Source organism: Sphingomonas morindae, from assembly GCF_023822065.1.
Lineage (GTDB): Bacteria > Pseudomonadota > Alphaproteobacteria > Sphingomonadales > Sphingomonadaceae > Solisphingomonas > Solisphingomonas morindae.
In genome coordinates this window covers 114,400-137,941 of sequence record NZ_CP084932.1, presented here as the reverse complement: position 1 = coordinate 137,941, position 23,542 = coordinate 114,400, and the positions used below count along the sequence as shown (strand labels likewise).

Below are 23,542 nucleotides of genomic sequence, written 5' to 3'. Positions count from 1 at the left end.
TCAGATGCCGAGGAATGAAGTCTGGGTGAGACTGGCTCTTCTAGCCATGACCGCTCCCACTTCCTTGACCAGCTTCTCGATGACCGCCTGACGGAGCGGCCCGGCCCATTCCTTACGGATCTCGGTCCCATCCATGCCCTCGATCTCGTCCAGGGCATCCACGAGCATACCGGGAAGTCCCTTGAAGAGTTCGGTTAGCATCGCGATCGAGGTCTGAAAGCGTTCGTCGTGGAAGAGCTTGGGATCGCGATAGGTCTCAAGAGCGATCACCGCTTGCACGACGTTGATGTCCAGGGCACCGAGAATGTCGAAAAACTCACGAAGATAGATTGGCGTGCGCTTGGCGGGATCGCTGTGGAGCAGCAGCCCGATGCGGGTTTTGCTGATGCCAGTTTTTAGCGCAAGCTTGCGCTGCCCGATGTTTTTCTCGGACATTGCTTGATGGATCAGCGGAACGACGTCCCGCCTCTCGATGCCGCCTGACGAACAGCAGGCGTCCTCCTCGATTCTGGCAAGGGATGACAAATCAATAGGCCCCCCGGTTGCTCACAGAGCAATCGAAACACAGGGGAGCATGGTTAGCAAGCCTCGGGGCTGCTTGTGTAACTGCCAGGGGCGTCGCCGCTACTATCGTAACGGGATCACGTTGTTCGTCCGGTCTTTGCCGCAGCACCCAATAACTCCGGTGTTATCGGCAGTGTTCAAGCCAATTCGGGAAAGAATTCTAGCCGCCTTTTGACCCACCACAAAATGGAACAGTACAATCGACAACGCGTCGGTCATTGCCAGTTCTTCATCAAGCAACCCGCTGAGCAGACGACGCACGTCTTCGAGACTCGCGACGCACGGTTTGCTTAGGCTGAGCGAAATTCGAACGTCGCCCTGCGAGGAAATAGCCGAGCGATAATCCCTGAGTGTTTCGAGAGAGAGATCGTCCGCGATGGTGGTGGCATCAGTCTCGTCGGCAAGGATGTCCTCGAGCGTCTGGTAGCTCCTCGTCGCGTTCGAACGGAGGTGAAGCGCTTCAGTGGTCAGGCTGAAGAGCTGCTCGGAGATGTCGAGCGTCAGGATCGTTTGACCTGCCTTCATTGCGTCGCCACCGAGGGGTCCTTCTTCTGCGTAGATCGCTTGAATTGCCGTTGCTCCGATTAAGATCTGCTGACCAAAATGCCCGCTACACGGTTAGCGAAACTAACTCTTATCGATCTAGCCAGCAAATATCGCAGTCGAATCCGACTCGAAAAAGATGGCGCCCCGCAAGAAGGGGCGGAATGGCCCTATAAATGGGGCAGATTGCCCTGCTTGGAGGGGCATATTGCCCCGACTGCCGGGGCAGGCGAGGCACCGAATCAAATATTTCCCCGTTGCTGGCTGAGGCCGGCGGGAACTTCGTTGCGGGCGATCGGCGGGCGAGGCCAGCCTTCGAATGGGCGCGGATCAGTCGCGTTCCGATTGAAGGGAAACTCTCATGCAGTCTGTCATCAAGCACAGCGGTCGTGCGGAGCTGGCGATCTTCGCTTTCGTGGCGCTCGCGTTCGCATTCTTCTACCTCGCCGGCCCGGCCTTTGCCGGTGCCGACACCACTTTCGATACGGCCCTGACAAAGTTCACCGACTTCCTCGAGGGCTCGGGCGGCAAGATCATCACCGTGCTTTCGCTCGCCGGCGGAGTCGTGGCGCTCGCCTCGGGGCGCTTCTCGATGGGTCAGATCGCGATCCCGGTCGGCGTCGGTGTTGGCGCGGGCACGGGCGTGCCGATCGTCACCTCCACCGTCACGGCAACGATCTAATCAGGCCAAGGGCCGGCCGGAATAGCAGTTCCGGTCGGCCTGCGGGGAGGGTGGTGCTATGGCCGCAGACAAGTACGTCATTCCGTCTCATCTGGATGATCCTGAGCTAATCGGGCTGTGGACGCTGGATGAGTTCCTGGCGATGGTCATCCCGTTCGTCTGGGGTATCCTGTCTCAGCACATTCTCATCGGCATGCTGCTTGCGGGCGCGGGTTGGTGGGGACTGAAGAAGGCTAAGGCAGGGCGGGCGACCTCCTGGCTGTTGCACATGGCCTATTGGCATCTTCCGGCCGGGTTCACCGGCATGAGGGCCACGCCACCCTCCTATCTCCGCTTGATGGCTGGCTGACATGGAGCTCTCCTACACCCATGCTCAGAGCCAGCGGGTTCTTAGGCAGCGCAACCTGCTGGTGATCGTTGCAGGCATCCTTGGCGCCCTCTGCGCGATTCTCGGGCTTGTGACTGCCACCCGCGATCGAGAGATCGTATTGCAGCCGATCCTGGGGTCGCCGCTGGTCGTAAGTTCCTCCGGCGTCTCACGACAGTATCTTGAGCTCGTTACCCGCGACACCGCGGTGCTGACGCTCGATCGCAGCCCGGCGAACCTAGAATATTGGATGAAGTCGGTCCTCGAGATCACCGCGCCGAGTGCGCAGGGGAAGATCCGCGCCGACCTCATGAAAATCGTGAATGAGCAGCGCGGATCGTCGATCGCCCAGTTCTTCACGATCCAGACGATGGAACTGGACACCAAGAAGCTGCAGTCGATCGTCACCGGCGACCTGCACACGATCGTGGGGAACAAGGTCGTCTCCAACGAGCGCCGCAGCTTCCGCTTCGATTGGCAATATTCCGGCCTGTCATTGAAGCTCGTGGGCTTTGGAATGGTGACGACCGGCAAGGAAAAGGATCAGTGATGTCGGTCTACGTCATCGGCGCCGCCACCACCGGCGCGGTCTTCCTATCGCGCTACTATTGCATGTTTAGCCGCATGATCGGCGTCGCGCTGCTCGCCGTCTGCTTCATGCTTGTCGCCTCGCCTGCATGGGCGGACCAGACGGTGATGGCTGCCGACGGGAGCCAAGTGGACTGTGCCGCCTCGGCTAAGGACCTCACCAGGATCAGCTTGGTCGAAGACGAGTTCGCGTCTGTCTCGAAGATCTCGACGGGGAACCCACAGGACGACTTTTCGGTGGTCAACGAGCCGGTGCGGGGCGACATCTACCTGTCGGTGCCCGAGGGGTTCGCCCGGCCGGCACTGTCGTTCTTCGCCACGAGCAAGCGTGGCTATGTTTACAAGATCGTGTGCCGGATCGCCGGCGAGCAAGCCGTGCAGCTCTTCATCTCTAACCCGGCGATCGCGAAGGCGAAGGCCGATGAGAATGGGGCGCCGCAGGTCACCGCGATCGCGCCGAGCCCCCAGGAGGCGGCCGTCGAGCTCGTTCAGGCGATGTATTCGAACAGCATCGCCGACGGCTACGAGATGCGTCAGCGCACGCTGCGCCCGGTCTATGTCGGCAACCTCAAGGTCCAGATGATCGCCGAATATCGGGGATCCGATCTGACCGGCCGTGTCCTCCGCATCGAGAATCGCGGCCCCGAAGCCATCTCGCTCACCGAGGCGACGGTCGCGCCTAACAGCGCGCTCGCCGTCTCGATCGCCGAGCCGAACCTCAAACCTGGGATGGTCACGACGGCCTACCTCGTCTCGCAAAACGGGAGGCAGTGACATGGCCTGGACAGACATCTTCCGACGTAGGCGCGAGCCTCTGGACGGCGGCGGGGAAGAGGACGGCGTCTCGCCGATCTCAACGGACCTCTCGGCAAACGAGAGCGTGCGAAAGAAGCAGAGAATGCTCCTCGCCGGCGTCGCCGGGATCGGGCTCATAGCTTCCTCCTTCTGGATCTTCGGAGGCGACGACAAGTCGACCGGCGACAACACCAGCGAGACGGCCAAGGTCGAGGTGTCGACCAAGGACATGGTCAACAAGAACCTCAATCAGCAGGAGTGGATGGCCCTCTCGGAAAACCAGATGCAGTCGGTCGAGAACCAACTGAAATCGGTGAACGGGCAGCAGCAGCGGATGGACCAGCTTGCGCAGCAGGTCGAGCTGCTCCGCGGCGAAAACCAGGCGATGCGGGCCGACGGCTCCCGCGTCTTGTCGGCCTATCAGCAGGAGAATGAGGCGTTGCGCCGCGAGGTCGCTTCTGCCCGGTCCGCGCCGCCGCCTGCCCCCACTACGGGTCCGAGCGCCATGTACGGGCCAAACGGCACCCAGGCCTATCAGCGTCCTGACGGTGCCGGTGGTGCCGGTCGCCCGATGCCGATGGCGGGCGGTGCCGAGGTCAAGCTGGTGAGCTTCCAGACGTCGGATACCAGCAATGCGACCAAGGTCGCGAAAGGCACGACCACTTTCAGCGACAGCATCAATTACCTGCCGCCGAACAGCTTCGCGAGCGCCAAGGTGATCGTGGGCGTTGACGCCAGCGCCGGCGTGAACAGCCAGACCGATCCGCTGCCGGTCGTCTTGCGCGTCACAGGCCCAGCACGCTCAGTCTATCAGAACGGCCGCCTTCTCACGACGAAGATCGAGGGCTGTCTCGTGAACGGCGCAGCGCGCGGAGAGCTGTCGAGCGAGAAGGTCTACGTCAAGCTGCAGAAGATGACGTGCCCGCAGCCGGGCGGTCGTTACGCGGTCTCCGAGGTCAAGGGCTTTATCGCCTTTGGCGGTAAGACAGGCGTGCGCGGCCGCGTGGTCAGCCGCGAGGGATCGCTCGCGATGCAAGCGTTCCTGGCCGGCTTGGTCAGCGGCGGAGGCAACGCACTCAACAGCGCCTTCAATCAGCCGCTCGCGAGTATCTCGGCCGACGGGGAGGGGGGCATCAATCGCACCCCGAATCTGGGAAGTGTCGGTCTGCGGGCCCTTGGGGGTGGCGCACAGGAATCGGGCAAGGACGTCTCGAAATATCTGATCGAGCGCGCCGAACAATACCAACCCATCATCGAGATGCCGACCGGCATCGATGTCGAAATCGTCTTCCTGGAGGGTGTTTATGTTCGCAACTAATCGTTTGCGTGCGCTCCGTGCGCTTGCCCGCCCCGCACCGGCCATCGCGGCCGTCGGTGCGCTTTGCATCGCGGGGATTGCGCTTGCGGCCGACGTTGCCGGCAAGGATGAGACGAAGGTCGCTGCACTGCTCAAGACGCGATTGCCGAAGACGCCGCTGACCAAGGTCGATTGCGAGAAGATCGAGGGCCTGTGCGAGGTCACCGCCGGCGCGAACCTATTCTACGTCAATCACGGAGCGCGGTATCTGATCATCGGCCGCGTCTACGACATGGAAACGCGCCAGGATCTGACCGCGGCGCGCCTGCTAGAGATCAATCCCGACATGCTCGTGGGCGGCGCGGCGAAGGCAAACGCTGCCGCTCCCGATGGCAGCGAGGAAAGCGAAACGACGACACCGATAAGCGGGTCCAGGAAAGTCACCTCGCCGGCCCGTCCCGTCGCGCTGAACCTGTCGGGCCTGCCGCCGGAGGGCGCGATCATTTGGGGCAACCGGGCCGCCAAGCAGAGCATCACGATCTTCACCGACTTTCGCTGCGGCTACTGCAGGGCGCTCACCAACGTCCTCCGCGGGATGGACGTAAAGGTAGTCGAGCGCCCGATCTCGGTGCTGGGCAGCCGGGACGTCGCCGACCGGGTCTATTGCTCCAAGAATCAGGAGCAGGCACTTCACGCGGCCTATGCCGGCGAGCCGTTCAAGGCGCCGGCGGCGTGCGACACCAAAGGTCTCGATGCCAACGAGCAGTTCGCGCGGGAGCATGGCCTAAACGCGACGCCGATTATCGTCCGCGGCGATGGCGCCGTGCTCGAGGGTTATCGGCCGAAGGAGTTTCTCGAGGCTTGGCTGCGCGGAGGCCAGTCGTGATGGACTCCCCCTCGCAACGGCGGCCACTGCTGTTTGGCTCGTCTGCACTTGTCGTGCTGGCTTTGCTCAGCGGCTGCACGACCTTTGGCGGCAATGTAAAGGGGAGCTTCTCCTGCGCGGCGCCCGACGGGATATGCGCGCCGTCTTCGTCGATCGACGATAGAGCCCTCGCGATGATCGCCGGGGAGGCAGGGGCGTCAGAGATGCCGGTGGCCGTGCCGGCGCGTCGTTCCTCGTCCCGGACCACGCGCACCGCCTCGACGGGCCAGGTCGTTCCGGCCGCACCGCTCGATGCGCGCCGCACTCAGGAGCGCGTGCTCCGGATCGTCTTTCAGCCCTATATCGATGAACGCGGTCGGCTCCACGAGGCGAGCGCGGTACATGCCGTCGTACAACTCGGCGAATGGCAGCAACAGGCGCTCGCCGATACGACGTCGATCCCCGAGCGCAATTCGCAGGCTTCCGTCGCTCGACCGGAATCGCTGGCCGATGCTGTCGAACGCGCTGACCTTGCGACGATCCAGACCGGAGGTGTCGATCCCAATCTCCCCGATCCTGCGGCTGTTGCCGCGGCGCGTGCTCGGCGCGCCGATCCCGTCAAGGCGATCCAGGACGACGTTGCGGCCCGCCTAGCCCCCAAGGCGGGCCGCACACCAGCTCAGTCGGCTATGGGAGTGACGAAGAGACGGGCGGAGACCAAGAGCGTGGAGAGCGCGGTTCCGCCTGCGCAGGCGGGTGAGCCGAAGCCTCCGGCCAGCGCCTCCGTCGAACGGCCGGCTCCAGAGACCAAGGCCACACCGAGGCTGCCCACTCCCACGACTGCCGCTGCGGAGGCGCTCACCCGGGTCAAGGCATCACCTGAGTTCCCAGCGAAAGCTGCCCAGGCGGAAAGCGACGCTCGAGCGGCGGGCCAGACGGGTCCGGTGCCGCAGAGCAACTCCAAGGTGCAGTCGACGGTCAGGGCCCCTGGGTTCCCGGCCATCGTCCCCGAGGAGAACTGAGATGGCACGGGGCTTCCTGGACGAGATGCTGTCGGGCATCTTTGGCGACAGCAAGCGACCGGACGCGCAGCGGCCGGACCTCGCCATCCCGATGCTGGCGCATTGGCTACCCTATCGCAGCTACGACCCCAAGACCGGCATATTCTACAACAGCGCCTCGCGCGGTTTCGTCATCGAGGCCGCCCCGTTGGTCGGCGCTGACGAGCGCACCGGTGAAATCCTGTCGCAGTTTCTGTCGGAAGGCATCCCGGCACCTGGGTGCCTGCAGATCCACCAATGGATGTCGCCGCGCATCGGAGAGCGCCTGTCCAAATGGTACCTCCCCCGATATTCCGCGCGTGGCGTCTACGAGCGCATGGCCAAACATCGGGTCGACTTCCTGACCGATGGCGTCTGGGAATCGCTGTCGGCCGACGCGCCCTTTTGTCTTCGCAATCACAGGGTCGCGCTCTCCTATTCGACGCCGGAAACGTCCAACATCTCGGTCGAGCAGATCACGTCCCTGATGGATGGGCTGATCTCGGCGCTTCAGTCGATCAACGTCGCGGCTCGTAAAATGGACCCGGTCGCGCTCATCGGATGGATCGACGACATAACCTCTCCGACTACGGCCGCCGGCGAAGATGCGGTCAGCTACAATCCACTCGACCCCATCGCCGACCAGGCGATCCGCCGGGATATCGAGCTTCATATTGAGCCTGACCGGATGCTCCTGCGGACGGAGCGCTTCCGCCCCACGGGCAAGACGCTGAATGGTGCGCCGGAGATCGGTGAGATCTACCCAGACGTGTTCGACGTGCGCTCCTTTTCGGTGCGCAACCTGCCAACGCGTTGGGCGCCCTGGGATGTGGCGCGGCTGATCGGCGACATGTTCACCGACAAGTTGCGCATGCCGTGTCCGGTTGCGACGAACCTCTGCATTGAATTCCCTGACCAGCAAGCCTCGGCGAGCAAGGCCGGCTACAAGTTCATGCGAACGACAAGCCTGGCCGATTCAAAGTCGTCCCGCTTCCTGCCGCAGCTTCGCGAGCAGTCCCAGGAATGGCGACACGTCAACGAAGAGATCCGTCAGGGTCGCAAGCTCGTGCGAGTGTTCTTCAGTGCTACGTCCTTCTCGCCGAAGGGAAAGGGTGACAGCAACGAGCGCGTGCTCAAATCAGTATATCGGGCCGCCGGCTGGGATCTACTAGACGACCGCTACCTCCAGGTCATGGGACTGCTGTGCGCAATGCCCATGACGATGGCCAATGGGCTGTCAAAGGACCTCGAGCGCATGAAGCGGATGCGCACGCTCCTCACGACGACAGCCGCGAACCTCGCCCCGTTGCAGGGCGAGTATCTCGGGGGGAACATTCCCCATCTGCTGCTGATCGGACGCCGCGGCCAGCCCTTCTTCTGGAGCCCGTTCGAGAACAGCGCTGGCAACCACAATGTGGCGGTGTTCGGCAAGTCGGGCTCGGGCAAGTCGGTCGCGCTGCAGGAGCTTTGCGGTTCGCTGTGCGGGGCCGGCGCGCGCGTCGTTGTGATCGACGACGGCCGTTCCTTCGAGCATTCCGCCAAGCTGCAAGGCGGAGCCTTTGTCGAGTTCACGATGAGCTCGGGCTTCTGCCTCAACCCCTTCTCGATGATCGACGAGGCGCAGGCCGGCGAAGACGAGGATTATCTCCTCGACTGCATGGCGATGCTGAAGGCGATCATCAATCAGATGTCGCGCCACATCAACTTGCTGGACGATACGGAGCGGGGCCTGATCGACGGCGCCGTGAACCAGGTCTGGGAGGCACATGGCAGCCGGGGTTCGATAGACCTCGTCATAGAGGCGCTCGAGGCAACGGGAAATGGTCTCGCGGCTAACCTCGCCATTGCGATGCGACCCTTCTCCTCTGGGGGCACCTATGGCCGATTCTTCCAGGGCGAGGTGTCGTTCGAGCTGGAAGCGCAGCTCACCGTTTTCGAGCTGTCGGACCTTTCCGCACGCGAGGAGTTGCGCAGCGTCGTGCTGACGGCGATCATGTTCATGTCGCAGCAGATGATGCGCAAGCTGGATCGCTCGATCCCGAAGGCGCTCCTTCTCGACGAAGCGTGGCAGATGCTGCGCGGCGGCGCGATGGCTGACTTCATCGAGACCTATGCTCGCACCTGCCGGAAATACGGCGCCTCGCTGGTGACGGCGACCCAATCGCTCAACGACTATTACAAGTCAGCGGGATCGGTCGCGGCGCTCGAAAACTCCGACTGGTTCGTCATCCTTCAGCAGAAGCCGGAGACGATCGCGGACTTCAAAAAGCACGATCGCTTCGAGATGGATGATTATACGGATGCTCTCCTGCGCTCGCTCAAGCGCAACGGTTTCGAATATTCCGACATCATGATCAAAGGGCCGGACACCCTCGCGGTGGGGCGCCTGGTCCTCGATCCCTACTCGGCAACGCTCTTCTCCTCGAGCCCGAAAACGTTCGCCGCGATCGACGCGCTGATCGCCGAGGGCTTGAGCATGGATGAGGCGATCGAACGGATCGCGTTCCCGGATAATCCGGAAAAATGGGTGAGCAATCTCGTCCAGGCGGACGAGGTCGCGATCGCGGCGGAGTAGGGGCTATGGCGACGCAACCCGACCAGGCGCATCGCCGGTTCGTGGGCCTCACACGGCGGGAGTGGCAGAGCGTGCTCTACTTCAGCCTGCACGGTGTCGGGTTCGTGGCTTCCACGCTGCTCATCACATGGGGCCTGTTCTTCCTCTTCTTCCTCGCGATCGGCGGCTTCTCGTTCGATGGCTTCATCCACCAGCTCAACAATTTCACGACCCGCTACGTCGCGGCCGACCAGGCGCGCACGGGCGCATTCCTCAACATGTTCGCGATTGCGCACATGATCCTTTCCACTGCCGTCATCGCCTTTCGCGCCGAACGTCTCCTGCCCCGACGCGATGAGGAGGGAGCCCCACGCCATGGCTGATCAACCCCAGCTCGACCTTCCCGTCCCACCTTCCGCGCCTCAGACCCGCGCAGCAAAGCGCAGGGTTGGATTTGGCGGTTTCACGCGTCCACAGATCGTCGTTGGCCTGATAGTGATTGCGGCTATCGTCTGGGGCATGTGGGTGACCCGGGCGCTGACCCAGCCGAATGAGGATCACATCGTCTCGGCGAGGTTGTCTGCTCTGGTGGGCGATTATGTCGAGGCGCAGCGCTTTTCGGGGTCACCGCCTGATCGCGTCCGTGCAGAGATGCAGGCGTTCATGTCGTCGCTCGACAAGGAGCTGCAGCGCCGAAGCCAGCATGGACAGATCGTCCTGGTCGGTGAAGCGGTCCTCACGAAGAATGTCCCGGACATCACCGACAGCCTGAAGAAGGCTGTTTTCGCCTCGGGCGTGCCCGAACCCAAGCGGATGTCCGTCGAGGAGATGCAGCGCCTGCAGGACCTATCGGCCGCGCAGTCCGCGCTTGCGGCCCCTCGGGCTCCGGCGCCCGCGACGCCGGCCGCATCTATTGACCCCATGGCGGGCGTGCCGGGGGTGGACCCGCAGATGTCTGCCGGGTCGCCTTTACGGTCTTCGCAGATTCCGTCGCGGGCATCAGGCGCATCGGTTTCGACCTTTGGAGGCCCCGATGGCAACGGCGGCCAATAATGTCGCGCCCTCGCCTTGGCGACCGCGCAAGCGGCTGTGGGGAGCGTTGGCTGCGGGCGTGATCGGTACCGCCGGCCTCAGCGCGATCAGCGCATGGCGGGACGATCATCTGTTGCTGGTCAATGCAACTGACTCGCTCCCGAACTGGGCGTTCGTCATCCACCGGCGAGAGCTCCCGAAGCGCGGGCAATTCGTCTTCTTCGTTCCCCCACGGGGCAATCTAATGCGACGCCATTTCGGGGCGAAGCCCCAGCTGTTCGGCAAGATCGTCTACGGAGTGGCCGGAGATGTCGTCGCCCATCAGGGCACGGTCGTTACGATCAACGGCAAGCCAATCGGGCGCATGAAGCCCCGCACGCGCAGCGGCGAGCCGCTGACGATGGGCGCAACCGGCCAGATACCGCGCGGCTGCTATTACGTCGGCTCGCCTCATCCCGACGGGTTCGACAGCCGATACGCCGAGATCGGATTCGTCTGCGCTCGGCAGATCGTCGGTGTCGGGGAGGCAATCCTATGAAGAGGGTCCTTGCCGGCGCAGCTGTCGCTGCGGTCCTCGTGATCGCTGTCGTCGTGGCCATCCCGGTTCGCACCGAGGCGCGCGACTATGGGCAGACGGGCCAGGCCTTCCCGGTGATCGAGCCTGACTTGCTCGCGACGATCGAGACGAGGCTCAAGCGCGCGGAGCAGAGCGGCGAGCTTGCCCGCACGAACGAGATGTTCGCTAAGCGCGCTGAGGCAAAGGTACGACGCCCGACACCGGTCGCTGGGATTTCACCGGCGAAGGAGGCGCGGACCTGGGATTTCGACCCGACCGTCCAGGTCGAGCACGATATTCGCGATCAGAAAGGCAATCTGATCGCGGCGGCCGGCCAACGGATCAACCCGCTCGATTTCGTGGCGATCCGTCAGGCTCTCGTCTTCGTGGATGGAGACAATGCCGAGCAGATAGCCTGGGCGATGAGCAGGTACACAGACCTCAACGCCAAGATCATCTTCGTGAAGGGGTCGCCGATCGAGGCGATGACGAGCCGAAAGAGGCGCTTCTATTTCGATCAGGAAGGCAAGCTGACCTCCAAATTCGGGATCGAGCACACACCGGCAGTCGTCAGGCAGACGGGCCGGGTGATGCGTGTGTCGGAAGAGGTGGCGGCGAAGGGGAGGGCCGGCTGATGCCCCTCTGGCTCGACCTTCTGCGCACGCCGATGGCCGCGCCGGAAAGCGTGCGGCTGCGGCGGATGCGTTTGACCTGGCAGGCTCTCTGCCTCGCCACCGCTGTGGGCGCCGGCCTGTTCGGTCCAATCCACCGCGCGGTCGGCCGAAGTGCTCCGATCGCGATGGCATTGCTCCTGTTCGCGACCGCCATTTGGACCGGCCTCTACCTCATCCGGAAGCAGCGCGCCGACACCGCCTACCTCGATAGCTTGGGGGAAATCGAATGACGCCTTGGCTTCGCTCGATGATTGGCGCGCTGTCGCTCATCCTCGCATTGGCGACGTTCGCTGAGCGCGCCGAGGCCGCTCCGACATGCAACGGGAAGTTCGTCAACCCGGTGACCGACGTCTGTTGGTCGTGTCTCTTCCCATTGTCCGTCGGAGGCTTGAAGATCTGGCCGAGCAGCCGGCCGGACCCCGGAAATCCGGCCTCACCGATCTGCGCCTGTGCTGATCCGCTACCGCGCATCGGCATCTCCGTTGGGTTCTGGGAACCCGCCCGCCTCGCCGACGTCACGATGAAGCCCTGGTGCTTCCCTAACCTGGGCGGCATCCGGATCGCGCCGGGTTTCGACATAGGGCAAGGTTATCTGGCTGGCCCCTCCATGGTGGGAGGAAGATCGCAGAGCACGGCGAAGTGGCATGTCCACTGGTACGTCTATCCGCTGCTCTATTGGATGGAGATCCTGACGGACTTCGTGTGCTTCGAGCAGGCGTCGTTCGATATCGCCTACATCACCGAGATCGATCCGCTTTGGCAGGACGACTCCCTGGCGGCTCTCATTAATCCAGAGGCGATCGTTTTCGCAAATCCGATCGCGCAGGCCGCGTGTGCGGGCGACTGCATTGCCGGCACCGTCAACCTGCCGCTCGATCCGTTGTTCTGGTGCGCGGGCTGCCAAGGCTCGATGTACCCGCTGAACGGCAACATCCCGTCCTCGATCGGACATGTTCAGTCTTCGCGGCTCGCAATCTCGCGATTTGCCTACAAGATGCACCGCGAGGCGCTGGCCTGGGGCACGATGGGCTCCAAGGGGCTCTGCGGGAAGTACCTCATGCCGATCATGAGGAAGCAGCAATATCGCTTCCAGATGGTCAATCCGATCCCGACCGTGAGCGGACGCTTCGCCTGCTCGGCGATCGGCGCTTCGACGATGCCGCCCGACGCGGGCCGCGCCTATCCCGCCGGTGGTGAGGACATGGGCTACCTGGTCTGGCGCAAGCGCAACTGCTGCGTGCTCTAGGAGAACCAAGATGCGCCTTCTTCCTTTGGGCATCCTGGCCCTTCTTGGAACCGCTGGGATGACGGCACTGCTGGCGCAGACCGTGGACGGCGTTGACGTCCAGGCGGTCAAGAAGCGCTCGGCCGACCTTGCCGCGGAAGCTCAGGCGTTCGTCGACCAGGTGAAGGATCGCGGCGACCGGTTTCGTGAGGACGCCGCGACGACACGCGACGCCGGCACAGAAAACATGCGGCGCGTCGCGGCCCAGAGCCTGCCGAAGGGCCCGACAGGTCCGGTGGATTTCGATGAAATCGTCCAGGGTGCCGCGAAGAACACGAACGGCAAGGGTGGAGAGGCGCCGCAGTTCATCGCCTTCGCGAGCTTGTCGATGCCCGATGAGGCGCTGAAGCAGCTCGTGCGCGACACCGCCTCTGCCGGCGGTGTCGTCGTTTTTCGTGGGTTCCCGAACAACTCGGCGAAGGAGTTCGTGGCGCGGCTCAGCAAGGTGGTCGACAAGGGCCAGCTCGCGAGCATCGGCATCGATCCGCGACTCTTCCGCGCCTTCCAGGTCCAGGCCGTGCCAACCTATGTCAGCGTCTCCTCCGACTTCGATCTGTGCGCGGGTTTTTCCTGCACGACAAAGGTGCCGCCTTATGACCGGATGATCGGCAACGTGACCGTCGAATATGCGCTGACCACCTTCTCCGAGGGCAATGGCCCGGGTGCCCGCGTTGCGGCCGTGGCGCTTTCCAATATGAAGCGGACGAACCCATGATCGCGCGCCGCTTCTTGAGCGCGCTCTGCTCCATCCTTCTCGTCGCAGAGCCTGCTGGCGCCCAGACGATGACCATCGACCAAGCCCGGGAAGAGGGAAAGGCGATGGCGCGGGAGAAGAGGAACGATTCCTCCCTGGTGCCGTCGAGCGATGCTCAGGCTGCTTCGGTGCCTGGCTACACGGGCACCACTCAGCCGCAGTCCACCTATTTCGACGATCCCGACAAGCTCGTAGCCGACGGGCAGGCGCTGAAGTCATCAGATCCCGTCTACCGCGTCACAACGGATGCCGATCACACGAGGCCGACGTTCAGCAACGCTGAAATCCTCGCGACGACGGATCGGGCCACGGCCGTCGAGGACGATCCTTCCGCATATCTGGAGGGCCAGGACATATCGTCGGGCTCCAGCACCTGCACGCCGCTACCACCAGGTAGCGGGACTGCCGGATCCTATGAGGCGGTCTGCAACTTTGGGACCAAGGTGGACGAGATGGCGCCTGTCTGCCGAACGCCGCTCGTGGTCGACGTAACGCCGGGGACCGACAAGTACATCTACACGTGTCAGAATTGGTCGACCCAGCCGCCCCGTGCCGGCAACAATTCGGCGGTTCGCTGCCAGCCCGCCTTCAATGCCCCCGTCGCGAACGGCGTTTGTCGCGAAAGGTCTCGGCGGACGGTCTTCTATGACATCTGCCATCAGGGGACGATGAACAAATGCTTCGAGCCCGATGTCGAAGAGGGCGAGGAGATTACCTACGAGTGCGACAGCCCGGCGGTAGCGCGCCCGTACACGGTGGAAACCGTCGGACAGGTCATTAACGAACGCCGCGACGAGACGACATGCAACGCCGCCACGGCGGGGCAGACCTGCGAGTTGGCTTCTGAGACTTGTGTCGACAGCGAGCCCACGACACGCGTCATCAACGGTGTTTCGGTTACCCGCGCCTGCTGGAACTGGGAGCGGACCTATAGCTGCCATCGCTTCAGCCAAGCCGACGATTGCGCCGAATTGGAGGGCAACCGCCAATGCACCTTTCTTCGTGACGAGTGTTTGGACGATCCCCAGGAAGGCCCCTGCAAGGTCAGCCAGAAGGTCTACAAGTGCCCGACTCCAGACACAGCTGCCGCGACGAACAACCAGTATATCTGCGGGGATGATGTCTACTGCATCAATGGCGACTGCGAGCCGATCGTGCGCGAAGCGTCAACCGAATTCCGGGACGCGCTGGTCGGCCTGCACGCGCTCGACCAGGCCGGAAAGGAGTTCAACGAGGCCGACCTCAGAGTTTTCACCGGAACCCGTGAGACTTGCCACAAGCCGGTGTTCGGACTGATCAACTGCTGCGCGGGGAAGGTCTCAGGAGCCGTTCCGGTGGCCGCCGGCGCCGCAGCGCTTGCCGGGGGGCCCGCAGCGATCGCCGCCTTCGCGACCCCGTTCCTCGTCCTGTTCGCATGCAGTCAGGACGAAATGAAGCTCGATATCAAGGACCGTATGGGCCTGTGCCACAGCCTTGGCACCTATTGCTCGTCCAGCTTCCTCGGCATCTGTTCGACCAGACGCACGGCCTATTGTTGCTTCGAGAGCAAGCTCTCGCGCGTCCTTCAAGAGCAGGGCCGGCCGCAGCTCGGCAAGCCTTGGGGCAGCGCGAAGAAGGGAACCTGCGAGGGCTTCACGATCGATGAATTTGCGAGGCTCGACCTGTCAGTGATGGATTTCACGGAGGTCTACTCGGACTTCCTGGATGCCGCGAAGCTCCCCGACGAGGTCCAGACCATGTCGGACATCCAGACCAAAATTCAGTCCTACTACGACCTCCATGGCAAGTGACGCCTGCCCCATGACCCCCGCGCTTAGGGACGCCGCGGCGCGGCTCGATTTCAGGGAGAAAGATCATGCCGCTTCCGCTTCTTGAGCTGCCGATCATAGCCACCGCGTTCATCCTGCAGCCTGCCACCGACACATCGGCGCGCCCGGCACCAAGCCCGTGCGGCGGCCGGCATCCCCCGACCGTGGCGGATTGCTGCCTCCACCTCGAGACCGGGGATCGGCGAGCCAACCTCGCCCTCCTCACCCCCCCTCCGCGACACCCCCAGAGATAGCGAAAGGAAAGCGAGCCATGTCGATCTTCGGTAGGACTTCGGTCCTGGCCGCCATCTTCTCGGCGACCATCTGGGCACCGCCCATATTCGCGCAAGAGGCGCCGGCCACCCAGCGCGACGCGATCGAGCAGGATCGCCCCGACGATTTCTATTGCGGTGAGCGTCGGCTCGGCCAGTGGTTCTACTGCGCAAAGCCTAAGCCGGCAGAGGATGCCGCGCGAAATGCGCAGGCCAACGAGGAGAGTGCGACGGACCGGATCGCTGCGATCACAAGGCAGCTCGACGAACTGAAGGCGAAAGCGATCCTGGATCCGACCGAGGCCAACGTGATCAATTATGTGCGCTTCCAGCGCGAACAGCTCGATCGCGCATCCACATTCTCCGACACCTGGCAGCGCGCGCTCTGGCAAAATCCCGATCTCGACTACACGCTGCAGCGTCCAGTCTCGACGGTCGGGAAACGCCTCTGGCTCGACAACCGTCAGGCCGACCGGGATGCGGTGCTGACCAGCCTCGGGCAGCGCTACGGTCTCTTCTATTTCTACGCCCAGAGCTGCGGTGCGTGCGAGGTGTTCGCGCCGATCCTGCGCTCGGTGACCGACAGCCATCGCCTGACAGTGATGGCCGTTTCGATGGATGGCGGGCCCAATCGGGAGTTCCCGAACTACGTGGTCGATTCCGGCCAGCGGGCTCGCATGGGCGTTCCCGGCAATGAGACGCCGGCGCTTGTCCTGTTCGACACCCAGACCAGGCGGACGATCCCGGTCGGTTACGGTGTGCTCAGCGCCGACGAGATCATGGACCGCATCTTCATGCTGACCAACACCAAGGTGGGGAGCGATTACTGATGGCACGCGGGAAGAAGGGCGCGCTGCGCCGTCGGTTGGGGGCTGGCCTCGCGCTCGTGGCCGCTTCGCACTTCGCCATCATTGAGGTGGCGCGAGCGGATGTCGCGTCGCAGATGAACGGCTTTTTCAACGACGCTGGCGGCGCCGCGAATGTCACCGGGCCGACTGCCTTCCAAGGCCAGTCGGCCGGCTATTATTCGCTCGGCAATGTCTGGACGCGCTTTCCTCAGAAGAGCGTCTCGCCCTTCAACCTCCAGCTCCCTAGCGCCCGGGCGGGCTGCGGCGGCATTGACCTGTTTGCAGGCAGCTTCTCGTTCATCAACGCCTCCGAGATCGTGGCGATGCTGAAGGCGACCGCGAACAATGCGCTCGGCTTCGCCTTCAAGCTCGCGATCGATTCCGTCTCGCCCGAGATCGGCAAGGTCATGGATGAGTTCAGCCAGAAGGCGCAGCTCCTCAATCAGATGAACATTTCGAGCTGCGAAACCGCCCAAGCGCTCGTGGGCGGGATATGGCCACAGGTGGAGACAACCAGGTCGACGATCTGCGAGGCCGTTGGGAACAGCCAGGGCATTTTCTCGGACTGGGCGGCGTCCCGGCAGGGTTGCAACAACGGGAACCGGCGCGACAGCACGATCGCGGGCAATACCGATGCCAACATGAAGGACCAGCTCGTCGGCGAGCCGCACAACTACACCTGGGAGGCGCTCAAGAAGTCCGCGAAGTTCGGGGCGTTTGACCAGTCCTTCTCGGAATATATCATGACTCTGGTCGGGACGGTCGTGACAACCCCGTCAACCGATCCGACGGTGGGCGGCAAGGTCGTAATGTTTGGGCCGGCCGAGGAAGCCGTCGTTACGGCACTCCTGGACGGCACGGCGGATGCACCTCCCGTCAAAATGCTCAAGTGCAACGATACCAATTGCTATGATGTGGGCGAACAGACCCTAACGGTGCCGGCATCGTCGGCGCTGCGGCCGCGGATCGCTGGAATGATCCGGTCGATGAGCAGCAAGATCCGGACGGACACCGCTCTCGACGCCTCCGAAAAGCAGCTCCTCAATCTCGCGACGGTGCCGCTCTACAAGATCCTCGCGGTCCAAGCCTATGCGCATTACGCGCTTACCGACGGCGAGATCGAAACCCTCTCGGAGATCGTCGCGGTCGACCTGCTAGCGGCCATGCTCGACAACATGATGGACCGGGTCGAGCAGGCACAGACCCATTATCAGACGTTCGATCAGGCGACCGCCACCCAGTGGAAGCAACAGATCGCCGCGACCCGCCAGAAATTCGCGCAGCGTGATGTGAAGCTCTCCAACAAGCTGCAGGTGACCATGCAGATCATCGACCGCAGTATCATGCTCGAGTCCACCCTTCAGAACTCGATGACCCCGGGCATGTCCTCCGCGCTCAACTTTTCGCGCGGGCTGAACGCACAAGGGCTGATGTAGGGCAGGGGGGCGGCGCGATGCTCGAGGTTTTCACGGTTGGGGGCGGGGAGTATCTAGTCAACACATTCAACGCGGTCGCCGCCTGGTCAGGGGGAGGGGGCTATCGATCTCTCCTCCGCGTCGTGATGGTGATGGGGCTGATCTACTCGCTCCTCGTCGTCGCCTTCACATTGAACTTCCGCGTCTGGATGAACTGGTTTCTTCAATCGACGGCGATCTACCTGTGCCTGATGATGCCCACCATCGACGTCAAGGTCACCGATCGGATCAATCCGTCTTTGGCCCCCGCAACCGTCTCGAACGTCCCTCTCGGGCTGGGTGTCCTTGCCAGCTTCACGACCCAGATTGGTGACTGGCTCACGCGGACGGCCGAGACCGTGTTCGTGATGCCGGGCGAACTCAACTATTCGACCAACGGCATGGTCTACGGCGCGCGCCTGTTCGATGCGACACGCAACTTCGTCATCCGGGACGCCGAGTTTTCGACCAATCTCGAAGAGCACTTCAAGAAGTGCGTTTTCGGGGACGTGATGCTCTATCGGAAATCTCTGACGGTCCTCGCGCAGTCGAAGGATCTCTGGGCCGACATCGGCCCTGGATCGGAGGCGCGATCGCAGGAATGGCTCGAACGGCAAGGCGACGGCACCGTGACCAGCGCCATCGTCACCTGCCGGCAGGCCTATGACATGCTCAATGCGCGCTGGGCACCGATGATCGAGGCCAACACGCCGCTATGGGGCAAGGAGCTTTACCCGAAACTCAGCAACGAGTTGGCGGCCGACAAGCTCAAGCACGATCTCCCGATCGCAAACGCCGCGTTCACGGGATCAGGGAGCAACTATAGCGACGCCATGCGTCAGAATACGGCGATCAACGCCTTCATGCAGGCTCGCAACAGCATGGCTGGCGGCTCGGGCGCTGCGACGATCGACACCTTCGCCCAGACCCGGGCGGACATCCAGGCGCGCAACACCTACAATTCGATCGCGCAGCAGGCCATGGCCTGGGTGCCGATTCTCAACATCGTGCTGACCGTCGTCTTCTTCGCAATGTTCCCGGTGATCTTCCCGCTGTTCCTCATGCCGCAAACGGGCCTCGCATCGCTGAAGGGCTATGCGATGGGGTTCTTCTATCTCGCAGCGTGGGGGCCGCTCTACGTCATTCTCCACATGATCTGCATGACGCGCGCGGAGGCCGCGGCCGCCGGGGTCGCTGGTGGCGGCGTGACGCTTGGCACCTACGCCGGCATTGGTGCTGTGAATGGCGAAACGGCGACGATCGCCGGCTTCATGCTCATGAGTATCCCCTTCCTGGCGGCCGGGCTCGCGCGCGGCGCGATGTCGATCGCGGGGCAGGCGACGTCGATGCTTGCACCGGCACAGAATGCCGCCGAGGCGGCGGCGCTGGAGCAGACGACGGGCAACTATTCCTACGGCAATGTGAGCTGGGCCAACGCGACGTCGAACATGCGCCAGAGCGACCAATGGTCCACCGCGCCGAGTTTTATGGGCGGAGCCGCGAGCGTCGGGTGGCGGCAGGACAATGGTGCGGTCGTTTCTGGCTTTGGAAATGGTCAGGACGTGATCGATATGAATGGCGCGATCTCGCGCCTCGGCTTCACGCCAACAATGAACAGCGGCACGGTCGCCGAATGGCGGGAGATGGCGAACGAAGCGCATCGACAGGCCCAGGCCTACGAGAATGCGGCGCAGGACATTCTGACCAGCACCCATACGAACCGCAGCGCCTTTGGCACCTCTTCGGAGCGTTCATCCGGTTTCGAATCCGGCACCGGGCGGTCGTCCAATACCAACATCGAGCAGTTCGACCGCACCACTGGGTCGAGCTCGCAGGGTACGGAGGAGCGCTCCTCGACCGGGCAGAGTCAGAGGATTTCCCAGGGTCATGAGCGTTCAGCAGGGACGCTCGACCAGGTCACAGGCGGTTTGAGCGGTGCCCTCGGGGGCGCGGGCCGCCAAGGCGGCGGAAAGCCTGGGGCTCGCGGCGGGTTGCCGGGCGTCGGCGGAAACGTCGGTGTCACGAAGACCGGTCAGCAGGCCGACAGCCTGCGGTACGGAACAGACGAAACACGGTCGACAGACAATTCGAGTTCTGCATCCAGCGGTGTTCGCGACGAGCACTCGAGCGGTAGCGGGGCAACGACGTCGGACGGCACCTATGCTCGCTCGGGGACGTTCAGCCGAGGATCGACGACGACTTCGTCCTCCGAAGGGACCGAAGACGCTCTCTCCCGCGCCAGGTCCTATTCCGAGGTGGCGCGGCGCATGGAAGAACTTTCCCGATCGCTTTCGCGCGACGCGAGCTTCGCTGAAACTCACGGCATGCAACTCAGCGAGAATATGAGTCAGGACCTCGCGCAATGGTATCGGCAACAGCAGGCGCTTCACCCCAATATGGACGCGCCCGAACTTTGGGCCACCAACCTGACGCCGCAACAGCGGGCGGTGCGCGATGCGATGATCCAGCAATGGAGCCAGGAGAAGCGGGACGCGCTATGGGCGGAGATCAGCGGCAACCTTCAGGAGCCCTCGCTCGTCGAGGTCAACCGCATCGACATCGGCGGTCCAGCTGACGTTCGCGCGTCTCATCGCCCCCATGGCGTCGATCGGCTCGGTGCTGGAGGCGGTGGAGGAGATCCGGGGGCGGCGGCCCGCATTATCGCTGAAGGTCGTGCAAAGCTCGACGATGACAGGGCGATCGCGCGAGCGGCGCGCAACAGTCGCGGCGAAGCGACCGTCGATTTGCAGTCCGAAGTGTCTCGAGACCAAAATCGTGGCTTCTTCAACGATCCTGAGTTGCGGAAGTGACCGGGCCTAAAGCGCCAGGAACAGGTACACGCCAGTCGCCGCGAGAAGCGCGAGCGAAATGACACCGCCGATTATTTGGCCACGCGTCAGTGGACGATCGTCATCGTCAGACACGAAGAGTTCGTGCGGCATCGGCTCCGCTGGCCTGTAAATCGGGCCAGAGGGACTATCCTTAGTCAGACCGTAAGTTATCGTGTCGATCATCGTGCGATTTCCTGAGGCCGTTATAGCCTGTTTCAGGTTTGTTCGCAACGAGGTGAGCAAGCGTTTCAGTGGCTTGGACGGTTAGGAATCGTTGCCCGCCTCCGGGTCATCTTCCGGCGCTATACCGCTCGCGGGCTGGTCGAAGGGGCCTGCCAGCCAGGAACTCAGATACTCCGCCACCATGCCGATGAAGGGCTCGCGCTCGTCGGCGGACGCTCTCGTGAACGCCTCCAACGGCCAGGCCAGGAGGCTGTCGAACGGGCGCGGGTGAATGGCAAAACGCGCTGCGAGCGGAATACCGATCTCGACCGCAGCGGCGGCGAAGAGGGCGCGCTGGATATGACCGTTCCCATCGAGAAACGGGTGAATCTTGCCGAACCAGCAGAAGAGATGGGTCAGCGTCAGGAGCTGAACATATGGAGCGGCTGACCGCGCAGGGACCAGTTCCCGACGCACCTCGGCCAACATGAAATCGAGCTGAGCGGCGACATTCTCTGGTTCCTCGAACGAGAAGCTTTTTTGGGGCGTGAAGAGTTGCGGAGCGCCCGATCGACGCCCCTCGAGTGAGGTTCCGACCGTGCCTCTGTACGTGCCGGCATATTCCGGATGACCGCGCGGCGTGAACTGCGCAAAAAGGGTCCGGTGAAGGTCGCGCGGATCGGTCAGGATCGACAAGCGAAAGGCAGCGTCGGCGTGGATTCGCTGTAGCAGCGCCGTGCATGCCTTGGTCATCGCCGCGTGGTAATCCGGCATGGTGTAGGCCTGCCATTCTGGTGGCGCGGTGTGGGGGGACATTACAGAAAATCCTCCCCGGCATGATCGTCAAACATCCCGGCGTCGCGGACATAGCCGGCTACCGTATCGAGCGATTTGTGCCGCGAATGATCCTTCATCTTGAACAGGTTCGCGCGCTTCGCGGCCGCTTCGGTAAGGAAGCCCGCGCGCAGAGAGTGGCCGGAGAACAGCGATGGATCGAGCCCCGCCGCCGACGCACACGCTTTGACGAGGCGAGCGACGGTCTTGTCGGTGATCGGGTTGGCCGTCAGGGTGTCGTCTCGCGTCAGGCGGCGGAACACCGGTCCCGTCCGCGATTTCCCGGTGTCAGGGTCCGGCCCGTTCAGATGAGCCGCCTCGAGCCACTCATCAAGCAAGCTGACCGGTCTGATCTGCCGTCCGTCGGGAATCGCGATCTCCTGGCCTTCCGCGTCCTGATCGCCCTTTGAACGCGGAATCACGATGCGCACGCCTGAAGCCTCGAAGGCGAGGTCGGGAAGCTGCATGCCGGCGATTTCCGAGCGCCGAAACGCTCCCGCCATGCCGATCGCCAGGATCGCGCGATCGCGCCTGGCGCGGAGCCCGGTCCCCTTGATCGTCGCAAGCATCGCGGCAAGCACATCCGCCGCTGCTGGAGCCTTCTGATCCTTCTTGCGCGCATATTTGCGGCGCACGCCTGCCATCATCTGACTGATGATCCCGGCCGCGTCGCGCGCTGTGGGTGGAGCGAGGCCGGCCTCCTTATGGTGATGATTGATCGCTGCGACGCGCCGGCCGATCGTGACCGGCGCAATACCTGCCTCGGCCTCGACATGGGCAAAGAGCGCGACGATGTCCGGATGCGCCGGCAGTGCCTCGACATTGCGCGCATCGCAGAACGCGCAGAAGCGCTCCCAGTCGGTGGCATAGGCTTTCTGGGTCGAATTGGCCTTCGAGGCGGCCAGCGTGTCGCGCGCACCCTCGATCTCCGCGAGCAGATCGGCGGGGAGGTTTGTCGAAATTGGAAGCAGGTCGCGAGCCATCGCGATCAGCCTAACAGAGCCCCCTCTTCAAGCCAATCTTATGTCCGAGAATCCCATTTATCGGACATAAGGTAGCCTGAGGAAGGGTTCAACGATCCTCACCGGCCGAGTGCCCGCCTTACGAGCGGCGCAAGCGTGTACACTGCTTCGCGCTGCGCACCACGGTTCTCGTGGTCGACGCGGTATCCTTGATAATGACGGCGGATCAGACCGGCCCGCACCAGGTCCGAAACCGCACGGCTCACGTTCGTGCGGCCGGAGTGACGAAGCCTCGCACGGACCTCCTCGGCGATCCTCTCCCGCGCGAGACCACTATCCTCAGGAAGCAAGCCCTTCCGCGCAAGATCGGAGCGGACCTCTTGGACGACGGCGACACGCCGGGCATCGCGCTGCGCCATCGGCATCAAGGCATCGCTTAGCCAGTCGCGAATGGCCACGGCCCGGCCATCCTCACGAACATACGGCCCCGCGCTGTCGCTCTGCCCTGCCGCGCGCGCGATCAGGTTGAGCACCATGAAGGTGTAGCGGGGACGGGTCGAGATATCGGCCAGCCGCTCGAGCACGGCCGGCAGGTCAAGCTCAGTGTCGTTGGCGGCATCGTAGCGCGTCGGCGCGGGCTCGCTGAGACCGCCAATATCCGCTGGCAGAACCGTCTGCTCAGCGGCTTGATCCATCATGAAGAAGTCCGGCTGAAACATGGAACATTTCAAGCACGAATGAGCCGATTTGTGAATCCCTTCCCTGTATTTTCTCT

The 23,542-nt window shown here is 63.2% G+C and carries 24 protein-coding genes; 19 read left to right on the top strand and 5 right to left on the bottom strand.

The features are described from left to right. Together LHA26_RS19675 and LHA26_RS19670 are read right to left on the bottom strand one after the other, a co-directional pair. Entirely contained in the window at positions 1 to 525 is a 525-nt protein-coding gene (locus tag LHA26_RS19675; protein WP_252168935.1) for an XRE family transcriptional regulator, read from the bottom strand. Between the two features lie 102 nt (positions 526 to 627). Further along, positions 628 to 1,089, bottom strand: coding sequence for a hypothetical protein (locus LHA26_RS19670; protein WP_252168934.1), 462 nt, complete (start codon positions 1,087 to 1,089; stop codon positions 628 to 630). Positions 1,090 to 1,468: 379 nt separating this feature from the next. Here LHA26_RS19670 and LHA26_RS19665 point away from each other — a divergent pair, with 379 nt between their 5' ends. The 19 genes from LHA26_RS19665 (at position 1,469) to LHA26_RS19575 (ending at position 20,788) form a co-directional block, all read left to right on the top strand. Further along, positions 1,469 to 1,789: a TrbC/VirB2 family protein gene (locus LHA26_RS19665; RefSeq protein ID WP_252168933.1), complete on the top strand. Its 321-nt coding sequence runs from the start codon at positions 1,469 to 1,471 to the stop codon at positions 1,787 to 1,789. A gap of 58 nt (positions 1,790 to 1,847) precedes the next feature. Then, positions 1,848 to 2,138, top strand: a complete 291-nt coding sequence (gene traL, locus LHA26_RS19660; RefSeq protein ID WP_252168932.1) for a type IV conjugative transfer system protein TraL — start codon at positions 1,848 to 1,850, stop codon at positions 2,136 to 2,138. A 1-nt stretch (position 2,139) separates the two neighbouring features. Further along, positions 2,140 to 2,706, top strand: coding sequence for a type IV conjugative transfer system protein TraE (locus tag LHA26_RS19655; RefSeq protein WP_252168931.1), 567 nt, complete (start codon positions 2,140 to 2,142; stop codon positions 2,704 to 2,706). Further along, entirely contained in the window at positions 2,706 to 3,518 is an 813-nt protein-coding gene (locus LHA26_RS19650) for a type-F conjugative transfer system secretin TraK (RefSeq protein ID WP_252168930.1), read from the top strand. Before LHA26_RS19655 ends, LHA26_RS19650 begins: the two co-directional genes overlap by 1 nt. 1 nt (position 3,519) lies before the next feature. Next, on the top strand, positions 3,520 to 4,857 hold the full coding sequence (locus tag LHA26_RS19645; protein ID WP_252168929.1) for a TrbI/VirB10 family protein: 1,338 nt from the start codon (positions 3,520 to 3,522) through the stop codon (positions 4,855 to 4,857). Beyond that, positions 4,844 to 5,722, top strand: a complete 879-nt coding sequence (locus tag LHA26_RS19640; protein WP_252168928.1) for a DsbC family protein — start codon at positions 4,844 to 4,846, stop codon at positions 5,720 to 5,722. Before LHA26_RS19645 ends, LHA26_RS19640 begins: the two co-directional genes overlap by 14 nt. After that, on the top strand, positions 5,722 to 6,723 hold the full coding sequence (locus LHA26_RS19635) for a TraV family lipoprotein (protein ID WP_252169032.1): 1,002 nt from the start codon (positions 5,722 to 5,724) through the stop codon (positions 6,721 to 6,723). Before LHA26_RS19640 ends, LHA26_RS19635 begins: the two co-directional genes overlap by 1 nt. Before the next feature lies 1 nt (position 6,724). Continuing rightward, a complete protein-coding gene (gene traC, locus LHA26_RS19630; protein ID WP_252168927.1) occupies positions 6,725 to 9,316 on the top strand; it encodes a type IV secretion system protein TraC in 2,592 nt (863 codons plus the stop codon). A gap of 5 nt (positions 9,317 to 9,321) precedes the next feature. Continuing rightward, on the top strand, positions 9,322 to 9,678 hold the full coding sequence (locus LHA26_RS19625; protein WP_252168926.1) for a hypothetical protein: 357 nt from the start codon (positions 9,322 to 9,324) through the stop codon (positions 9,676 to 9,678). Then, positions 9,671 to 10,348 carry a type-F conjugative transfer system protein TrbI gene (locus LHA26_RS19620; protein ID WP_252168925.1) on the top strand — a complete coding sequence of 226 codons (678 nt, stop codon included), beginning with the start codon at positions 9,671 to 9,673 and terminating at the stop codon, positions 10,346 to 10,348. The genes LHA26_RS19625 and LHA26_RS19620 overlap by 8 nt, the downstream gene beginning before the upstream one ends. Continuing rightward, a complete protein-coding gene (locus LHA26_RS19615; RefSeq protein ID WP_252168924.1) occupies positions 10,329 to 10,865 on the top strand; it encodes a S26 family signal peptidase in 537 nt (178 codons plus the stop codon). The genes LHA26_RS19620 and LHA26_RS19615 overlap by 20 nt, the downstream gene beginning before the upstream one ends. Next, on the top strand, positions 10,862 to 11,518 hold the full coding sequence (gene traW, locus LHA26_RS19610) for a type-F conjugative transfer system protein TraW (protein ID WP_252168923.1): 657 nt from the start codon (positions 10,862 to 10,864) through the stop codon (positions 11,516 to 11,518). The genes LHA26_RS19615 and traW overlap by 4 nt, the downstream gene beginning before the upstream one ends. Then, positions 11,518 to 11,787, top strand: coding sequence for a hypothetical protein (locus LHA26_RS19605; RefSeq protein ID WP_252168922.1), 270 nt, complete (start codon positions 11,518 to 11,520; stop codon positions 11,785 to 11,787). Before traW ends, LHA26_RS19605 begins: the two co-directional genes overlap by 1 nt. Positions 11,788 to 11,804: 17 nt before the next feature. After that, positions 11,805 to 12,803: a conjugal transfer pilus assembly protein TraU gene (gene traU, locus LHA26_RS19600; RefSeq protein WP_437441273.1), complete on the top strand. Its 999-nt coding sequence runs from the start codon at positions 11,805 to 11,807 to the stop codon at positions 12,801 to 12,803. A 10-nt stretch (positions 12,804 to 12,813) separates the two neighbouring features. Continuing rightward, positions 12,814 to 13,557 carry a type-F conjugative transfer system pilin assembly protein TrbC gene (trbC, locus tag LHA26_RS19595; RefSeq protein ID WP_252168920.1) on the top strand — a complete coding sequence of 248 codons (744 nt, stop codon included), beginning with the start codon at positions 12,814 to 12,816 and terminating at the stop codon, positions 13,555 to 13,557. Next, on the top strand, positions 13,554 to 15,386 hold the full coding sequence (locus tag LHA26_RS19590) for a conjugal transfer protein TraN (protein WP_252168919.1): 1,833 nt from the start codon (positions 13,554 to 13,556) through the stop codon (positions 15,384 to 15,386). The genes trbC and LHA26_RS19590 overlap by 4 nt, the downstream gene beginning before the upstream one ends. Positions 15,387 to 15,675: 289 nt before the next feature. Beyond that, positions 15,676 to 16,506, top strand: a complete 831-nt coding sequence (locus LHA26_RS19585; protein WP_252168918.1) for a conjugal transfer protein TraF — start codon at positions 15,676 to 15,678, stop codon at positions 16,504 to 16,506. Further along, positions 16,506 to 17,960 carry a conjugal transfer protein TraH gene (locus LHA26_RS19580; protein ID WP_252168917.1) on the top strand — a complete coding sequence of 485 codons (1,455 nt, stop codon included), beginning with the start codon at positions 16,506 to 16,508 and terminating at the stop codon, positions 17,958 to 17,960. The genes LHA26_RS19585 and LHA26_RS19580 overlap by 1 nt, the downstream gene beginning before the upstream one ends. Before the next feature lie 17 nt (positions 17,961 to 17,977). Beyond that, entirely contained in the window at positions 17,978 to 20,788 is a 2,811-nt protein-coding gene (locus tag LHA26_RS19575) for a conjugal transfer protein TraG N-terminal domain-containing protein (RefSeq protein ID WP_252168916.1), read from the top strand. A gap of 285 nt (positions 20,789 to 21,073) precedes the next feature. Here the strand turns inward: LHA26_RS19575 and LHA26_RS19570 are convergent, their stop codons facing one another. The 3 genes from LHA26_RS19570 to LHA26_RS19560 form a co-directional block, all read right to left on the bottom strand. Next, positions 21,074 to 21,787: a Fic family protein gene (locus LHA26_RS19570; RefSeq protein ID WP_252168915.1), complete on the bottom strand. Its 714-nt coding sequence runs from the start codon at positions 21,785 to 21,787 to the stop codon at positions 21,074 to 21,076. Continuing rightward, positions 21,787 to 22,788: a site-specific integrase gene (locus LHA26_RS19565; RefSeq protein WP_252168914.1), complete on the bottom strand. Its 1,002-nt coding sequence runs from the start codon at positions 22,786 to 22,788 to the stop codon at positions 21,787 to 21,789. Before LHA26_RS19565 ends, LHA26_RS19570 begins: the two co-directional genes overlap by 1 nt. Positions 22,789 to 22,886: 98 nt before the next feature. Then, positions 22,887 to 23,486 carry a Stk19 family serine/threonine-protein kinase gene (locus LHA26_RS19560; RefSeq protein WP_252168913.1) on the bottom strand — a complete coding sequence of 200 codons (600 nt, stop codon included), beginning with the start codon at positions 23,484 to 23,486 and terminating at the stop codon, positions 22,887 to 22,889. Between the last annotated feature and the right edge of the window lie 56 nt (positions 23,487 to 23,542).

Excerpts from the sequence above, each read along its gene's own strand:
- trbC (WP_252168920.1), top strand. The coding sequence starts at position 12,814 with ATGCGCCTTCTTCCTTTGGGCATCCTGGCCCTTCTTGGAACCGCTGGG.
- LHA26_RS19570 (WP_252168915.1), bottom strand. The coding sequence starts at position 21,787 with ATGTCCCCCCACACCGCGCCACCAGAATGGCAGGCCTACACCATGCCG.
- LHA26_RS19655 (WP_252168931.1), top strand. The coding sequence starts at position 2,140 with ATGGAGCTCTCCTACACCCATGCTCAGAGCCAGCGGGTTCTTAGGCAG.
- LHA26_RS19580 (WP_252168917.1), top strand. The coding sequence starts at position 16,506 with ATGGCACGCGGGAAGAAGGGCGCGCTGCGCCGTCGGTTGGGGGCTGGC.
- LHA26_RS19590 (WP_252168919.1), top strand. The coding sequence starts at position 13,554 with ATGATCGCGCGCCGCTTCTTGAGCGCGCTCTGCTCCATCCTTCTCGTC.
- LHA26_RS19560 (WP_252168913.1), bottom strand. The coding sequence starts at position 23,486 with ATGTTTCAGCCGGACTTCTTCATGATGGATCAAGCCGCTGAGCAGACG.
- LHA26_RS19665 (WP_252168933.1), top strand. The coding sequence starts at position 1,469 with ATGCAGTCTGTCATCAAGCACAGCGGTCGTGCGGAGCTGGCGATCTTC.
- traU (WP_437441273.1), top strand. The coding sequence starts at position 11,805 with ATGATTGGCGCGCTGTCGCTCATCCTCGCATTGGCGACGTTCGCTGAG.
- LHA26_RS19605 (WP_252168922.1), top strand. The coding sequence starts at position 11,518 with ATGCCCCTCTGGCTCGACCTTCTGCGCACGCCGATGGCCGCGCCGGAA.
- LHA26_RS19635 (WP_252169032.1), top strand. The coding sequence starts at position 5,722 with ATGGACTCCCCCTCGCAACGGCGGCCACTGCTGTTTGGCTCGTCTGCA.
- LHA26_RS19650 (WP_252168930.1), top strand. The coding sequence starts at position 2,706 with ATGTCGGTCTACGTCATCGGCGCCGCCACCACCGGCGCGGTCTTCCTA.
- LHA26_RS19625 (WP_252168926.1), top strand. The coding sequence starts at position 9,322 with ATGGCGACGCAACCCGACCAGGCGCATCGCCGGTTCGTGGGCCTCACA.
- traL (WP_252168932.1), top strand. The coding sequence starts at position 1,848 with ATGGCCGCAGACAAGTACGTCATTCCGTCTCATCTGGATGATCCTGAG.
- LHA26_RS19615 (WP_252168924.1), top strand. The coding sequence starts at position 10,329 with ATGGCAACGGCGGCCAATAATGTCGCGCCCTCGCCTTGGCGACCGCGC.
- LHA26_RS19565 (WP_252168914.1), bottom strand. The coding sequence starts at position 22,788 with ATGGCTCGCGACCTGCTTCCAATTTCGACAAACCTCCCCGCCGATCTG.
- LHA26_RS19575 (WP_252168916.1), top strand. The coding sequence starts at position 17,978 with ATGCTCGAGGTTTTCACGGTTGGGGGCGGGGAGTATCTAGTCAACACA.
- LHA26_RS19620 (WP_252168925.1), top strand. The coding sequence starts at position 9,671 with ATGGCTGATCAACCCCAGCTCGACCTTCCCGTCCCACCTTCCGCGCCT.
- LHA26_RS19640 (WP_252168928.1), top strand. The coding sequence starts at position 4,844 with ATGTTCGCAACTAATCGTTTGCGTGCGCTCCGTGCGCTTGCCCGCCCC.
- LHA26_RS19670 (WP_252168934.1), bottom strand. The coding sequence starts at position 1,089 with ATGAAGGCAGGTCAAACGATCCTGACGCTCGACATCTCCGAGCAGCTC.
- LHA26_RS19645 (WP_252168929.1), top strand. The coding sequence starts at position 3,520 with ATGGCCTGGACAGACATCTTCCGACGTAGGCGCGAGCCTCTGGACGGC.
- LHA26_RS19585 (WP_252168918.1), top strand. The coding sequence starts at position 15,676 with ATGTCGATCTTCGGTAGGACTTCGGTCCTGGCCGCCATCTTCTCGGCG.
- traC (WP_252168927.1), top strand. The coding sequence starts at position 6,725 with ATGGCACGGGGCTTCCTGGACGAGATGCTGTCGGGCATCTTTGGCGAC.
- traW (WP_252168923.1), top strand. The coding sequence starts at position 10,862 with ATGAAGAGGGTCCTTGCCGGCGCAGCTGTCGCTGCGGTCCTCGTGATC.